Raw genomic sequence first — 14803 nt, 5'->3', positions numbered from 1 at the left:
TTTTGTGCGCCGAGCCAATCCCGCTCTGTAAAGGCTGGCATGTCGGCTGAGATGATGCCGAAATGCATACAGAGTCCAAAGCAACGCGATCAAGTAAATACGCTTGGTTGCGTCATTGCATTTATAATATCTCAAGTATTATTGCTGTAATTAGCCCCGCTATTTCAATAGATTTTAGATTTACCCAATAAGGCGTATCGGGGGTGAATTGTTGCGCGCGTTAATCCCATGCTAACTATACGGCAGGGTTGAGGACGTGCACTATGACTATTCCGGTCGAATACAACTGGAGCCCGAATCATTCCGTCAGAAGCGACCGGAAATGGCTCGGTTTCAACGCCATTGCGATTTCCTGCATCGCCGCTTCGTGCGACTTTGTCGCCCTGATCGGGGCAAGTGCTGCCGGCCATCTGCTTTATCAGCAGATCGGCACGGGCACCGCTGCGGATATGTCGCTCTATGTCGGGGTTGGGCTTTTCGTCGCGACGGTTTTCGTTCTGGCGATGTTTGGCGTGCATGGCTATCGTCCCCGCGAAATCCTGTCGTTCCGCCGTCAGCTGCTGATGATCCTGACCCTCCTGCCGGCAGCGATCCTCTTGTTCATCGCCGTTGCGCTGTTCCTGAAGGTCGGGACGACCATGTCCAGGGGCTCCCTGATCACGACGGCTGGTCTTTCTGTCGCCGGTCTCGTGGCACTGCGATTGTGCTGGCGCCAGGTCGGCGATGCCTTTTCTCGTGCGCAGTTTCCCTCCCGCACGGTACTTCTGATCTGCCCAGGCTCGATGCAGGTCGAACCGGTCATCCAGAGGGCAACTCAGAGCGGGCTTTCCGTCAATCACATCATGAAGATTGCCGAGAATGACCTTTCGCTTGGATGGATGGGGGAAGTCTACCAGGAACACGGCATCGACGACGTCGATGAGGTCCTGGTCGCCTGGAGCGACTATGGCAATCTTCGTGCCCTGGAAAAGTGCCTTTCCGACCTTCGCCAGTTCTGCGTGCCGGTCAGCGTCATGTTCGGTGGCGTGGTTGGCGAGGTTGTCGAGGGCTTCGCGCAGACGGTCGGCGAGCGGCGCGCCTTCCAGATTCATCGGCCGCCACTCGATTTTTACCAGCGCGCCCTGAAACGCGCCTTCGACATCCTGTTTTCGATCGCCGCCCTCTTCGTGATGTTTCCGATCTGCCTGATGGTCGCAATCGCGGTCAAGCTCGACAGCCCGGGCCCGATTTTCTTTGCCCAGTCACGCAAGGGCTACAACGGCCGCGCTTTCCGCATCCTCAAGTTCCGCAGCATGACGGTCTTGGAAGATGGTGGCAACGTCCGCCAGGCGACGCGCAACGATCCCCGGGTCACCCGGGTGGGCGGCTTCATACGGTCGACGAGCCTCGATGAACTGCCGCAATTCTGGAACGTCCTTCGTGGCGACATGTCCGTCGTCGGACCGCGCCCGCATGCAATGGCACATGACGATCTCTACGGCACGCTGATTGCCCAATATGCAACGCGGCGAAACGTCAAGCCGGGCCTTACCGGCTGGGCCCAGATCAGCGGATGCCGCGGCGAAACGCCGACATTGGACCGGATGGCCGACCGGGTTCAACACGATCTCTGGTATATCAACAACTGGTCATTCTGGCTTGATGTGAAAATAGTATTGCTGACCATGCGCACGATGTTAGATCGGAGCAATGTTTACTAGAGGGCAATCGCTGTTTAGTGTTGCGTTGCAACAGGGGTGTCTCGACAATGATATTGGTGACTGGCGGAGCCGGTTTTATCGGCTCGAACTTCATTCTGGACTGGTTGGCAAACAGCAAAGAGCCTGTCGTCAATCTCGATGCGCTCACCTACGCTGGCAACATCCGCAACCTCGACGCGCTCGCCGATGACGAAAGGCACATTTTCGTGCATGGCAGCATCGCGGATACGGCACTGGTTGCGAGCCTTCTCGAGCGCCACAAGCCACGCGCCATCATCAACTTCGCGGCCGAGAGCCATGTCGACCGATCCATCCATGGTCCGGAAGATTTCGTCCAGACGAACATCGTCGGGACATTCCGGCTGCTCGAAGCGGCCCGCGCCTACTTTGCAAAGCTGCCCGATCGCCAGGGCTTCCGCTTCCTGCAGATATCGACCGATGAAGTATTCGGCACGCTCGGCCCGGACGATCCGGCATTCGACGAACAGACGCAGTACCAGCCGAACAGCCCGTACTCTGCCAGCAAGGCGGCAGGCGACCATCTGGTGCGCGCCTACCACCATACCTACGGCTTGCCGGTTCTGACGACGAACTGCTCCAACAACTACGGTCCCTATCATTTCCCAGAGAAGCTCATCCCGCTTGTCATTCACAATGCCTTGCAGGGCCGCCCGTTGCCGCTCTACGGCGATGGCCAGCAGATCCGCGACTGGCTCTATGTGAACGATCACTGCAGCGCCGTGCGCCGTGTCCTCGAAGCGGGCCGTCCCGGAGAGACCTACAATATCGGCGGCTGGAACGAGCGCACCAATCTCGACCTCGTCAACCTCCTTTGCGAAGTCCTCGACGAAATGGCGCCAAAGGCCGACGGAACCTCGTACAACACCCAGATCACCTTTGTCACCGATCGTCCCGGCCATGACAGGCGCTATGCCATCAATGCCGGCAGGATGGAAACGGATCTCGGCTGGCGCCCCGTGGAGACGCTGGAGAGCGGCATCAGGAAGACGGTGCGCTGGTATCTCGACAATGCCGAGTGGGTGACGGGCGTCACCTCGGGAAGCTATCGAAACTGGATCGCCAAGCAGTACGCATGAACATCCTTCTCCTCGGAAAGAACGGCAGGTCGGCCAGGAACTCCAGCGCACATTGCTGCCGTTCGGCGCGGTGACCGCGCTTGGTCGTGACGGGCTCGACATCGAAGCAACAGACCGGCTCGCCGAAACGGTCAGCGCGCACGCACCCGATATCATCGTCAATGCGGCGGCGTGGACGAAGGTCGACCTGGCGGAGGCCGAATCCGAGAGGGCCTTTCGTGTCAATGCCGAGGCTGTCGCGGTCCTTGCGGAGATCGCTCTCGAACGCAAGGCAACGCTTGTCCACTACTCCACGGACTACGTCTTCGATGGCAGCAAGCCATCGGCCTACCGTGAAGGCGATGTGACAAATCCGTTGAATGCCTATGGCCGATCGAAGCTTGCGGGCGAGGAAGCGATCCTGTCCAGCGGATGCGATGCGATCGTGCTCAGGACGAGCTGGGTCTTTTCCGCACACGGCGCCAATTTCATAAAGACCATCCTTCGCCTCGCCAGAGAACGGAAAAGCCTGCGGGTGGTGGCGGATCAATTCGGCGCCCCGACCTCGGCGGAACTGATCGCCGACGTCACGGCGCTCGCGCTTGCCGCCCATCGCCGCCGCGAGCTTCCAGGTGGCGTTTACCACCTGACGGCGCGCGGCAGGACGAGCTGGCACGAGCTTGCCTGCTATGTCGTCGGGCGCGCCAGTGAGCTGGGTTTTGACCTGCAGGCCGGGGCAGCCGACATCGAGCCGATTTCGACCGCGGACTATCCGCTGCCGGCAGCCCGCCCCTCCAATTCAGAGCTCGACAGCGATGGCCTGGCCAACTGCCTGGGACTGGAGCTTCCGGACTGGACGATCCACGTGGACAGGATGCTTCATCAACTGAAAAGACGGGAGCTTGAGTCGTGAACCGAAAGGGCATCATCCTCGCCGGCGGCTCCGGCACGAGACTTCATCCGGCGACGCTCGCCATCAGCAAGCAGCTGCTGCAGGTGTTCGACAAACCAATGATCTACTACCCTTTGAGCACGCTGATGCTCGCCGGCATTCGCGATATCCTGGTGATCTCGACACCTCAGGACATTCCCCGCTTCGAGCAGCTGCTCGGAAGTGGCAGCCAATGGGGTGTGAACTTCTCCTATGCCGTCCAGCCGTCCCCTGACGGTCTTGCCCAGGCCTTCATCATCGGGGAGGAATTCCTCGCTGGCTCGCCATCGGCACTGGTGCTTGGCGACAACATCTTTTACGGGCATGACCTGCCCCTGCTGCTGCGAAGCGGTATGTCGCGCGAAACCGGATCGACCGTCTTCGCCTACCATGTTCTCGATCCGGAACGCTATGGCGTCGTCGAATTCGACGGCACGAACAGGGCGCTCTCGATCGAGGAAAAGCCGGCGCAGCCGAAATCGAACTATGCCGTGACCGGCCTTTATTTCTATGATGCCCGGGCGGTCGAGTTCGCCAAGGCACTCAAGCCTTCGCCGCGCGGCGAACTTGAGATCACCGACCTCAATCTCCGCTATCTCGAGGACAGCAATCTGACCGTCGAGATCATGGGCCGCGGCTATGCATGGCTCGACACCGGAACACACGACTCGCTGCTTGACGCCAGCCAGTTCATTTCCACGCTCGAGCATCGGCAGGGCCTGAAGGTGTCCTGTCCGGAGGAGATCGCCTTTCGAAACGGCTGGATCGATGTCGCAGCGCTCGAGCACCTGGCGACACCTCTCGCAAAGAGCGGATACGGGAAATATCTCCTCAGGCTCGTTTCGGAGGCTGCGACGCGATGAAGGCGACACGACTTGCAATCCCCGAGGTGCTGCTGATCGAACCGACGGTCTTCGGTGACGACCGCGGCTTCTTCTTCGAGAGCTTCAACCAGGCGAAATTCAATGCGCTTGTGGGCTCCGATGTCAGCTTCGTGCAGGACAATCATTCGAAATCCGCAAAGGGCGTCCTCAGGGGACTGCACTACCAGGTCAGGCAGCCGCAGGGAAAGCTGGTGCGGGTCGTCGAAGGCGAGGTGTTCGATGTCGCCGTCGACCTGCGCAGGACCTCGCCAACCTTCGGCAGGTGGGTAGGGGAAATTCTCTCTGCCGGGAACAAGCGCCAGGTCTTTATCCCGACCGGCTTTGCCCATGGCTTTCTGGTTCTCTCCGAGACGGCCCAATTCCTCTACAAGACCACGGATTTCTACGCGCCGGAAAGCGAGCGGGCCATTGTCTGGAACGACCCCTCGCTCGCCATCCGCTGGCCGATCGATACGGCGCCGCTCCTGTCGGGCAAGGATGCGGCCGCGGCCGCCTTCAAGGACGCCGAGGTGTTCGACGACGCCCTGGTCGGCTGATCTCTGATGAGCTCTTCCCCGGACCGCCGGATCGGCGTTGCTGTGGACCCCAGGAACCTGATGGCAAAGGACGAAAAGCGCGTTGAGTGAACTTGGCGGCGGATCCGACCTGACATTTTACGCCCGGGTGATCGCCTGGGCGCTGTTTGCCTTCATCCTGTTCGTGACGGTCTCCCCGATCAGGATGCGGCCGCGGACGATCACCCGCGTCAACCTCGACAGGGCGCTTGCCTTTGCCTCCATGGCATTTTTCTTCGTGCTCGGCTATCCACGCTCCACGGCATGCGTGGTCCTTGCCTGCGTGGTCGGTTCCGCCCTTTCGGAACTGCTGCAGCTGTTGTCGCCGTCGCGCCATGCGCGATTTGGCGATGCGATGGCAAAATCGATCGGAGCGGCAGCCGGTGCCGGCGTTGCCATCGCCGCGCTCGCCACATCAAGCCTCGTCGCAAGCTGAGCGGCGGACCATGCATTCGTCGATGCCGGCTTTTCGGAAACGTTTTAGTGTGGCAGATAGGAACGGGTTGATCGGGGAGAGAGATTGCCGCAGATGAAGGGAATTCGCCAGCTCGCTAAGCATCTCGATATTTCGATCGGAACAGTTTCGCGTGCGCTGAATGGTCGGCCTGACGTCAACGAGGAGACGCGCAAGCGCGTGCTGGCGGCCGCCGAGGAAATCGGCTATGTCGCCAACCAGTCCGGCAGAAGCCTTCGCCAGGGGACGACCAATGTCATTGGCCTGATGATCGAATCCAGCAAGGAGACGGTCGAAAACAGCGACAACTTCTTCCTCGGCGTTACCGGCGGGCTGCAAAGCGTGCTCTCCCGCCACAAGCTCGACCTGCTGATGCTGCCTTGCCCGAATGACGAGGACCCGCACGAATATCTGAAACGGATGGTTGCGCGGCGGATCGTCGATGCGATGATCATCTCCGCCACCCAGCGCGTCGACAAACGCATCGATCTCCTGATCAAGACGAAGATCCCCTTCGTGGCGCTCGGACGCAGCGCGTCCGGCGGCAACCACACATGGATCGACCTCGATTTTGAAGGCGTTGCTGCCTGCGCCGTCGACCGGCTGGTGTCCAAGGGTCATCGCCGCATCGCCATAGCCGCGCCGTCGAACGACATCAATCTCGGTTATATTTTTGTCGATGCCTATCGCAAGTCGCTTGAACGACACGGCATTGCCTTTGATCCCTCGCTGGTCATCCGGGTCAAATCGAGCGAGCAGGGGGGCTATCAGGCGGGCCACGAAATTCTGCGGCTCGACAGCAAGCCGACCGCCATCATCCTGATCTATGAGCTCATGGCGATCGGTCTCTATCGCCGCCTCAACGAGGCAGGCATCGTACCCGGACGCGATCTTGCCGTGATCGGCTTTCGCGAGGAACCGCGCGGAAAATTCCTGCAGCCGTCGCTCACCTGCTTTCGCATGTCGCTGCGTGACCTCGGCGTCGAACTCGCCGAAACCCTGCTTGCCACCATGCCTGCCTATGCCGAACATTATCCGAAGGGTGCCCGCAACACGATCTGGCCGCTCGAGCTCGCGCCAGGCGAGAGCGATGCTTTTTCGCTGAAGGCTTAAGTCGCGCCGCGTGCGGGGACGCTTCGCTGGCGACGGATTCGTCGGATGACGCGAGGCAGAAAGGCTCGTCATCAGGCCGAACTTTTTTCCTGCTGCCTGCGGCGCAGACTGCCTAAAGCCCCGCCATTCCACACGTTTTCGGCCGCATTTGCGAGGGCATGACCCGGTATTGACACCAGGAAACGTTTCCGCTTAGTATCGTAAACGTTTACGGGATGCGTTTCGGGAGGAAAGCCGGAAACCACCCATCGGAGGAAATCGTGATTTTGAAAGCCGTTCTATGCGGGTGCGGAGCCATGTCCAAAGGCTGGCTGCGCGCCATCAAGGAAACGCCGACGCTGGCGGCCGCCATCGAGGTCAGCGGCCTCGTCGACGTCAACCCGGCAGCAGCCGAAGCGCTGGCATCCGAATTCGGTCTTGAGGGCGCCGTCATCGGCACGGACTTGTCCGAAGTCATTGCACAGTCGAGCGCAGACATCGTGTTCGATGTCGTCGTGCCTGCGGCTCGCTTCACCGTTGTCTCGACCGCGCTGAAGGCCGGATGCCACGTGCTAAGCGAGAAGCCCATGGCGACCTCGCTTGCAGAAGGGGCGGCACTGATCGATCTTGCCGCCGAAACCGGCAGGATCCACGCCATCATCCAGAACCGCCGCTTCATATCGGGCGTGCGCCGCATGCACCGCTTCGTCAAGAGCGGAGCGATCGGCGACCTGACCGCCATTCATTGCGACTTCTTTCTCGGCCCGCATTTCGGGGGGTTCCGCGAGGAGATGGACAACGTCCTTCTGCTCGACATGGCGATCCATACCTTCGACGCGGCCCGCTTTGTCGCCGACAAGAAGCCGCTCGCTGTCTATTGCGTCGAGAAGAATCCGAAGGGGTCATGGTACAGGCATGGTGCAAGCGCCAATGCGACCTTCGAATTTTCCGATGATGTCATCTTTACCTATCGCGGCTCTTGGTGCGCCGAAGGCGAGCGCACGAGCTGGGAAAGCGAATGGCGCCTCGTTGGCTCGCGCGGCATGCTCACCTGGGATGGCGCCGATAAGTTCCGCGCCACCGTCGCCGGCACGGAGCCCGGCCTGCTACACGGGTCTGCGCCCGTAAACGTTCCCGACCCCGAGCACGAGGAAGAGACGCACGGTCATGCCAGCGTCATCTGCGACTTCGTCGAGGCGATCAGATCAGGCAAGCGGCCGGAAACCGCGAGCTCCGACAACATCAGGAGCCTGGCCATGGTCTTTGCCGCAATCGAGAGCGCCAGAACCGGCAAGCGCATCGAAATTTCAGCATAAGGAAAGATATTGTGAGCAACCCCGCCAAGTCCATTCGTATCGGCACCATGGTCAGCGCCTCCAACGGCGGCGCCGACAAGCGCATCGGCCAGATCGCCAATTTGGGCTTCGAAAGCTTCGAGCCCTTCTTCTGGCAGACGACGAACCGGCAGGACCTTGCCGAGCTCGGAAAGCGCTGCGTCGACGCCATCGGCGACCGCGACATCACCATCTCGACGCTCGGCATGTTCGGCAATCCGCTTGAAACCACCGAGATCGATCTCGAGACGCTGCAGGGATGGAAAGACTGCATCGACAATGCCCACCATTTCGGGGCGACCTGCGTTGCCGGCTTTACCGGCCGTGTCCGCAACAAGCCGCTGACCGACAGCCTGCCGCGCTACAAGGAAATCTGGAGCGATCTTGCCAAGCGGGCCGCCGACAAGGGCATCAAGATCGCCTTCGAAAACTGCGCCATGGACGGCAACTGGGCGACCGGCGACTGGAACATCGCGCACAATCCCGACGCCTGGGAACTGATCTTCAACGAAACCCCGGACGACCATATCGGCATCGAATGGGAACCCTGCCACCAGATGGTCTACCTGATCGAGCCGCTGCCGCAGATCCGCAAATGGGCCAAGAAGATCTTCCACGTGCATGGCAAGGATGCCACGATCCGCTGGGACGTCATCAAGGAGCATGGCATCTTCGGCAAGGAGAAGTTCGTCTTCATGCGCACGCCGGGCTTTGGCGACAGCAACTGGACGGACATCATTTCCGAACTGCGCCTTGCAGGCTGGTCCGGTTCGATCGATATCGAAGGCTGGCATGACCCGGTCTATCGCGATCAACTCGAAATGACCGGCCAGGTTCACGCGCTCAACCACCTCAAGCATGCCCGGGGCGGCGCTTTCGTCGTCGATCCGGTTTGATCAAGTCGTGGCCGGCGAGGAGGATTCGCCGGCTTTTCAAGGGATAACCACAAAGGAGGAGAACTATGGGTATCCACAAGTTTGCAATGATTGGCGCCGTGGCGCTGGCAGGCGTCTCTCTCTTCGGCCTCTCCGCGAAGGCCGAAGACGTCACGCTGACGCTGTGGTCGCTGGACAAGGACATCCAGCCCGCTCCCAATCTCGTCAAGGAATTCAACGCCCAGAACAACGGCATCAAGATCGAGTATCGCCTCATCCAGTTCGATGACGTCGTCACCGAAGCGATGCGCGCCTATGCCACGGGCCAGGCTCCCGACATCATTGCCGTCGACAATCCGGAACATGCGATGTTTGCCTCGCGTGGCGCCTTCCTCGACATCACCGACATGGTCAAGTCGTCCTCGGTCATCAAGCCGGACAATTATTTTCCGGGTCCGCTGAAGTCCGTTGAATGGGACGGCAAGTATTTTGGCGTGCCGAAGGCAACGAACACGATCGCGCTCTACTACAACAAGGACATGTTCAAGGCGAAGGGCCTCGACCCCAACAAGCCGCCGCAGACCTGGGACGAGCTTGTCGAGGATGCGCGCAAGCTCACCGATCCCGCCAAGAACGTCTATGGTCTCGCCTTCTCCGCCAAGGCGAACGAGGAGGGCACCTTCCAGTTCCTTCCCTGGGCGCAGATGGGCGGCGGCAGCTACGAGAACATCAATGCCGAGGGCGCGGTCAAGGCGCTGGAGACCTGGAAAACGATCATGGACGAGAAGCTCGCCTCTCCTGACACGTTGACGCGCGGCCAGTGGGACTCGACCGGCACCTTCAATTCGGGAAATGCCGCCATGGCGATCTCCGGCCCCTGGGAGCTTGATCGCATGACGAAGGAAGCAAAGTTCGACTGGGGCGTTGCCCTGCTTCCGGTTCCGAAGGAGGGCGCGGAGCGCTCCTCGGCGATGGGCGACTTCAACTGGGCGATCTTTGCCAGCACGAAGCATCCAGCCGAGGCCTTCAAGGCACTCGAGTTCTTCGCCTCCCAGGATGACAAGATGTTCAAGAACTACGGCCAGCTCCCGGCCCGTTCCGACATCACCATCCCCGAGACCGGCGAAAAGCTCAAGGATCACGCGCTGAAGGTCTTCATCGAACAGCTGAAATACGCCAAGCCGCGCGGTCCGCACCCGCAATGGCCGAAGATCTCCAAGGCAATTCAGGACGCCATCCAGGCTGCCCTGACCGGTCAGATGTCGCCGAAGGACGCACTCGACCAGGCCGCCGACAAGATCAAGGCTGTGCTCGGCTAACCCTTTCCGGACAACCGGATGGCCTTCGGGCCATCCCACCATTTCCTCCCGGCAGGGGCTGTCTTAAAGCGAAAGCGCAAGGCAGCCCCGTTCGGAGTATTGGAGGATCGATGAAACGGATTCTTTCAAGCGTCAGGGACGGCCGTGGCTTCGACATCATGCTCGTCGCCTTTCCGCTGGCGTTCCTGTTCCTGATGGCGGGACTGCCACTCATCTACAACGTGGTGATGAGCTTCCAGGAGGTCGACATGTTCAGCCTCGGAACCTTCTCGCGCCCATTCGTCGGCTTCAAGAACTACACGGACCTCTTTGCCCAGCCGGAAACCTGGCCGATCCTCGGCAACACGGTGATATTCGTGGTCGGCTCGATCGCCGGGCAGTTCCTCATCGGCTTTGGCCTTGCCCTGTTCTTCTGGGTCAGGTTCCCCGGCGCCTCCTGGCTCAGAGGCCTGTTTCTTGTCTCCTGGGTCATGCCTGGCCTCGTTGTCGGCGCGATCTGGAACTGGATCCTCTCGGGCGACTTCGGTGTCCTCAACTTCATCCTGAAGGAGAGCGGCATCATCGGCAGCAACATCTTCTGGCGCTCCGATCCGCACTTCTCGCTCTATGCCGTCATCATCGCCAATGTCTGGCTCGGAACTGCCTTCAACATGATCCTGCTGTCGGTCGGCCTTTCGGGTATTCCCGGCGATCTCTACGAGGCAGCCGAGCTCGATGGCGCCAATGCCTGGCAGCGCTTCTGGACGATCACGCTGCCGATGATGCGCTCGACGATCGGCGCCATCATCGCGCTTGGCCTGATCTTCACATTGCAGCAGTTCGACCTCTTTGCCGCGATTACCTCGGGTGGCCCGAACAACTCCTCCAACGTCACGCAGTACTGGGCCTGGGATTTGTCCTTCCGCCAGTATGATTTCGCCAAGGGTGCGACCATTTCCGTCATCATGATTGTCTTCGTCATGTTCGCTTCGGTCGTCTACGTCCGCTCGACACGTCATGAGGTGCGCGGATGAGCGAGACGACACGCAACCGCCTGATGCTCGTGATCGCCATCGTCATGGCCGCGATCTATCTGTTCCCGCTCTACTGGATGTACATCACCGCACTCAAGGGCGGGTCCGAGATGTTCGCCACGCCGCCGAGCTTCTGGCCAGGCGATCCGCAATGGGGCACCTTCGGCTATGTCTGGGAAAGCCGGGGCATGGGCCGCTACCTCTGGAACTCGCTGGTCATCGCCGTCGGCGCTGTCACGCTGATCACCGTGCTCGGCGTCGGCTGCGCCTACGTGCTGGCACGCTACCGCAATGTCTGGGTCGACATCGGGCTCTTCCTGATCCTGATGCTGCAGGTTCTGCCCGCGTCGCTGATGGTAACGCCGATCTTCGTCGGCTTCTCGCAGCTCGGCATGCTGAATTATCCACGCCTTGCCGTTATCATCGCGATTGCCGCAAAGAGCATGCCCTTCTTCGTCGTCCTGGTCAGGGCCACGTTCATGGCCGTGCCGATGGAGCTCGAGGAGGCCGCCCTTGTCGATGGAAACAGCCGCATCGGCGCTTTCTTCAGCATCGTGCTGCCGCTCGCCCGCAATGGCATCCTGGTCAGCGCCATCCTGATCTTCATGCAGGCCTTCGGCGAGTTCGTCTATTCGAAGTCGATGATCCAGGCAGCCGAGCTTCAGCCGGCAAGCGTTGGCCTCAACTCCTTCATGGGACCGAACACCAACGAGTGGAACAACATCATGGCCTACGCCACGATGTATGTGACACCGATCCTCGCCATTTTCGTCCTCTTGCAGCGCCGCATCGTATCCGGCCTCACCTCTGGAGCCCTCAAATGACCAATCAGATCGAGCTCAGCGGCGTCAACAAGCATTATGGCGCATTCCATGCCCTGAAGAACATCAACCTGTCGATTGCCAAGGGCACCTTCGTCGCGCTTGTCGGTCCGTCGGGCTGTGGAAAGTCAACACTTCTGCGGTCTCTCGCAGGACTGGAAAGCATCTCGGAAGGCGAGCTCAAAATCGCCGGCGAACGCATGAACAACGTGCCGCCACGCAAGCGTGACGTCGCCATGGTGTTCCAGTCCTACGCGCTCTACCCGCACATGACCGTGGAAGAGAACCTCACCTACAGCCTGCGCATCCGCGGCGTCGCCAAGGCTGAAGCCAGGAAGGCGGCAGCCGAGGTTGCTGCGACCACCGGCCTGTCGCATCTCCTGAAGCGCTATCCGCGCGAATTGTCAGGCGGCCAGCGCCAGCGTGTCGCGATGAGCCGCGCGATCATCCGCCACCCGAAGGCCTTCCTGTTCGACGAGCCGCTGTCAAACCTCGATGCCGCCCTTCGCGTCCACATGCGCAAGGAAATCCGCGCGCTGCATGACCGGCTGCACGCGACCTCGGTCTACGTGACCCATGACCAGATCGAAGCCATGACCATGGCCGACCACGTCGTCGTGATGCGCGAAGGCGTGATCGAGCAGCAGGGCAAGCCACTCGATCTCTACGACAAGCCCGCCAACAAGTTCGTCGCAGGCTTCATCGGATCGCCCGCCATGAACTTCATTCCGGCCGTGGCCAGCGACGATGGCAACAGCCTGACGATCGATCTCGGCAACGTCAAGCACCGGATCGCGATCGATCACCAGGTGCAGCCTGGGCGCAAGGTCACGGCCGGCATCCGCCCTGAGCATATCGGCGTTACCGCCCCAGGGCAGGGGACCTTTGACGTCCCGGTGGCGGTGGTCGAGTCGACAGGTTCTTCCACCTTTATCACGGCATCGACGACCCCTGAACTGACGATCGTGGAGACGGGACGTGGCACCGCCCGGGCGGGAGAGGCGATCGGCGCGACCGTCGATCCCGCGAACCTGCATCTCTTCGACGAGACGAGCGGGGCACGCCTCTGATTTGTCAAGCGGCCGGACGATGATCCGGCCGCTCATCAATCCTAGCGGCCGCCTTCGATCTTGCGATGCCGTTGGTTCGTGCCGCCGGCTCCGTACGGGTAATCGGCGACCAGAGGCTGGCTGATTTCGTTCAGCCTTGCCATCTCGCCCTCCGACAGGACGAGCTTTGCCGCGGCAAGGTTGTCCGCGAGCTGTTCGTTTGTTCGCGCTCCCAGAATGACCGAGGTCACCGCGGGTCGCGCAGCCGTCCAGGACAATGCGACCTGCGCCATGCTGACGCCACGGGTCTTTGCAATGTCAGCTACGGTATCGATGATGGCCCAGGTCCGCTCCTGCGCATTCCGCTTCGTGTAGGATTCCATCCCCCTTGCGGGGTTTTCGCCAAGGCGGGTGGCGCCGGTCGGCGTCTCGTCGCGGCGATACTTGCCCGTCAGCCAGCCGCCCCCAAGCGGTGACCAGGGCAACAGGCCCATGCCTGCGTCCTGGCAGGCCGCGACGATCTCGAGCTCGATGTCGCGCACCAGCAGATTGTACTGGGGTTGCAGCGTCACCGGCAGGCTGTAGCTGCGCGCCTTGGCAATCTCCGCCGCCTTGGCGATCTGCCAGCCGACATAATTGGAAAATCCGTAATAGCCGATCTTGCCTGCTGAAACGGCATCGTCGAGGAAGCGCAATGTCTCCTCGATCGGCGTCAGCGCATCCCATGCATGCATCTGGTAGAGGTCGATATGCTCAAGGCCAAGGCGCGCGAGCGAGGCATCGAGAGCCTGGTTGAGGTGGCGGCGAGACAGCCCGATGTCATTCGGGCCCGGTCCCATCGGAAACCGACCCTTTGTAGCGATGACAGCCTGCCTGGCTTCCGTCGGTCGCTGCTTCAGCCAGCGGCCGATGATTTCCTCCGACGCGCCGGCGCTGTAGACGTCGGCCGTGTCGACGAAGTTACCGCCCCAGGCGAAGTAATCGTCGAGCAGCCTGTGCGATGCCGCTTCGTCCGCCTCCGCACCGAACGTCATGGTGCCGAGGCAATAGGCGGTCACGACCGCACCGCTGTTGCCAAGCCTGCGATAGTCCATGGAGATCTCCTCTTCTTCAAATGGAACGTTTTGCCTGAGCGGCTGAAATCATCCGTACGACGCCATCGGGTTTGACGTCGGCCTTGCCGGAGAAAGTGTGTCTACGACGTCTCACGTCAACCGAGACGATACAAGCGACAACTTCGTGACATCGAAGGCCGGCCGCAGGTTGCAATGGGAATAGACCGCTCATGAGCAATGATGGGCGGATCTGTCGCGGGCTCATTGATAGGTGTCTGGGAAACAGGGGACATGTCGCAGCGCTGCCCCGTCCGGTGGCCTCGTGCGTCGACCTCGGACGGGGTGCTGCGATCGTCATGAGCGGTGGGATGATTCGACTAAGCCGGCGTCGCGACACTCGGATCGTCCGCAAGAACGCGCGCCTCGAGGATCGAAACGCCATAGGCTGCCATCAGCCACAGGCACAAGGCGACGCAACGTGGCACGGGTTGCTCGCCGGCGGCCAACCGCCGGCGGGTTTGTTCGTCGACCCCGAGCAGTTCGTGAATGTCGCTTGCCGACAGTCTTGCGACCTCCACGGCCGCTCTAAATTCAGACGGTGTCATGTTACCCCCTGGCGCGATTTTCTCGCGTATAAGTCTCCTCC

General features: G+C 60.8%; 15 protein-coding genes. 13 read left to right on the top strand and 2 right to left on the bottom strand.

Annotated elements, in window-relative coordinates; all coding sequences use genetic code 11:
- Window positions 1–263 precede the first annotated feature (263 nt).
- From FHT97_RS23895 to FHT97_RS23835, 13 genes are all read left to right on the top strand, one after another.
- Window positions 264–1700, top strand: coding sequence for an undecaprenyl-phosphate glucose phosphotransferase (locus tag FHT97_RS23895; protein WP_183757381.1), 1437 nt, complete (start codon window positions 264–266; stop codon window positions 1698–1700).
- A gap of 47 nt (window positions 1701–1747) precedes the next feature.
- Entirely contained in the window at window positions 1748–2797 is a 1050-nt protein-coding gene (gene rfbB / locus FHT97_RS23890) for a dTDP-glucose 4,6-dehydratase (RefSeq protein WP_183757380.1), read from the top strand.
- Between the two features lie 52 nt (window positions 2798–2849).
- Complete coding sequence (gene rfbD / locus FHT97_RS23885) at window positions 2850–3689, top strand: dTDP-4-dehydrorhamnose reductase (RefSeq protein ID WP_246712751.1); 840 nt, start codon at window positions 2850–2852, stop codon at window positions 3687–3689.
- On the top strand, window positions 3686–4570 hold the full coding sequence (gene rfbA, locus FHT97_RS23880) for a glucose-1-phosphate thymidylyltransferase RfbA (RefSeq protein WP_183864466.1): 885 nt from the start codon (window positions 3686–3688) through the stop codon (window positions 4568–4570). The genes rfbD and rfbA overlap by 4 nt, the downstream gene beginning before the upstream one ends.
- Window positions 4567–5127, top strand: coding sequence for a dTDP-4-dehydrorhamnose 3,5-epimerase (gene rfbC / locus FHT97_RS23875; RefSeq protein ID WP_183757377.1), 561 nt, complete (start codon window positions 4567–4569; stop codon window positions 5125–5127). The genes rfbA and rfbC overlap by 4 nt, the downstream gene beginning before the upstream one ends.
- 82 nt (window positions 5128–5209) lie before the next feature.
- On the top strand, window positions 5210–5581 hold the full coding sequence (locus FHT97_RS23870; protein ID WP_183757376.1) for a VanZ family protein: 372 nt from the start codon (window positions 5210–5212) through the stop codon (window positions 5579–5581).
- Between the two features lie 93 nt (window positions 5582–5674).
- A complete protein-coding gene (locus FHT97_RS23865; RefSeq protein ID WP_183757405.1) occupies window positions 5675–6712 on the top strand; it encodes a LacI family DNA-binding transcriptional regulator in 1038 nt (345 codons plus the stop codon).
- A gap of 260 nt (window positions 6713–6972) precedes the next feature.
- Complete coding sequence (locus FHT97_RS23860; protein ID WP_183757375.1) at window positions 6973–8007, top strand: Gfo/Idh/MocA family oxidoreductase; 1035 nt, start codon at window positions 6973–6975, stop codon at window positions 8005–8007.
- 11 nt (window positions 8008–8018) lie between these two features.
- Window positions 8019–8921, top strand: coding sequence for a sugar phosphate isomerase/epimerase (locus tag FHT97_RS23855; protein WP_183757374.1), 903 nt, complete (start codon window positions 8019–8021; stop codon window positions 8919–8921).
- Between the two features lie 65 nt (window positions 8922–8986).
- Window positions 8987–10219, top strand: coding sequence for a sugar ABC transporter substrate-binding protein (locus tag FHT97_RS23850; RefSeq protein WP_183864465.1), 1233 nt, complete (start codon window positions 8987–8989; stop codon window positions 10217–10219).
- A 110-nt stretch (window positions 10220–10329) separates the two neighbouring features.
- On the top strand, window positions 10330–11232 hold the full coding sequence (locus FHT97_RS23845; RefSeq protein ID WP_183757372.1) for a sugar ABC transporter permease: 903 nt from the start codon (window positions 10330–10332) through the stop codon (window positions 11230–11232).
- Entirely contained in the window at window positions 11229–12056 is an 828-nt protein-coding gene (locus FHT97_RS23840; RefSeq protein WP_183864464.1) for a carbohydrate ABC transporter permease, read from the top strand. The genes FHT97_RS23845 and FHT97_RS23840 overlap by 4 nt, the downstream gene beginning before the upstream one ends.
- Window positions 12053–13123 carry an ABC transporter ATP-binding protein gene (locus tag FHT97_RS23835; RefSeq protein WP_183757370.1) on the top strand — a complete coding sequence of 357 codons (1071 nt, stop codon included), beginning with the start codon at window positions 12053–12055 and terminating at the stop codon, window positions 13121–13123. The genes FHT97_RS23840 and FHT97_RS23835 overlap by 4 nt, the downstream gene beginning before the upstream one ends.
- A gap of 41 nt (window positions 13124–13164) precedes the next feature.
- Here FHT97_RS23835 and FHT97_RS23830 read toward each other — a convergent pair whose 3' ends face one another.
- Together FHT97_RS23830 and FHT97_RS23825 are read right to left on the bottom strand one after the other, a co-directional pair.
- A complete protein-coding gene (locus FHT97_RS23830; protein ID WP_183864463.1) occupies window positions 13165–14196 on the bottom strand; it encodes an aldo/keto reductase in 1032 nt (343 codons plus the stop codon).
- Between the two features lie 338 nt (window positions 14197–14534).
- On the bottom strand, window positions 14535–14762 hold the full coding sequence (locus FHT97_RS23825; protein WP_183757368.1) for a hypothetical protein: 228 nt from the start codon (window positions 14760–14762) through the stop codon (window positions 14535–14537).
- Window positions 14763–14803: the final 41 nt, after the last annotated feature.

Source organism: Rhizobium sp. BK399 (assembly GCF_014194695.1).
Lineage (GTDB): Bacteria > Pseudomonadota > Alphaproteobacteria > Rhizobiales > Rhizobiaceae > Rhizobium.
The sequence above is the reverse complement of the archived record's forward strand: the minus strand, read 5'-3'. Positions and strand labels throughout refer to the sequence as shown.

Bases quoted from the DNA above. Each gene is read 5' to 3' on its own strand.
- FHT97_RS23895 (WP_183757381.1), top strand. From the start codon at position 264: ATGACTATTCCGGTCGAATACAACTGGAGCCCGAATCATTCCGTCAGA.
- rfbB (WP_183757380.1), top strand. From the start codon at position 1,748: ATGATATTGGTGACTGGCGGAGCCGGTTTTATCGGCTCGAACTTCATT.
- rfbC (WP_183757377.1), top strand. From the start codon at position 4,567: ATGAAGGCGACACGACTTGCAATCCCCGAGGTGCTGCTGATCGAACCG.
- FHT97_RS23865 (WP_183757405.1), top strand. From the start codon at position 5,675: ATGAAGGGAATTCGCCAGCTCGCTAAGCATCTCGATATTTCGATCGGA.
- FHT97_RS23850 (WP_183864465.1), top strand. From the start codon at position 8,987: ATGGGTATCCACAAGTTTGCAATGATTGGCGCCGTGGCGCTGGCAGGC.
- FHT97_RS23845 (WP_183757372.1), top strand. From the start codon at position 10,330: ATGAAACGGATTCTTTCAAGCGTCAGGGACGGCCGTGGCTTCGACATC.
- FHT97_RS23840 (WP_183864464.1), top strand. From the start codon at position 11,229: ATGAGCGAGACGACACGCAACCGCCTGATGCTCGTGATCGCCATCGTC.
- FHT97_RS23835 (WP_183757370.1), top strand. From the start codon at position 12,053: ATGACCAATCAGATCGAGCTCAGCGGCGTCAACAAGCATTATGGCGCA.
- FHT97_RS23830 (WP_183864463.1), bottom strand. From the start codon at position 14,196: ATGGACTATCGCAGGCTTGGCAACAGCGGTGCGGTCGTGACCGCCTAT.
- FHT97_RS23825 (WP_183757368.1), bottom strand. From the start codon at position 14,762: ATGACACCGTCTGAATTTAGAGCGGCCGTGGAGGTCGCAAGACTGTCG.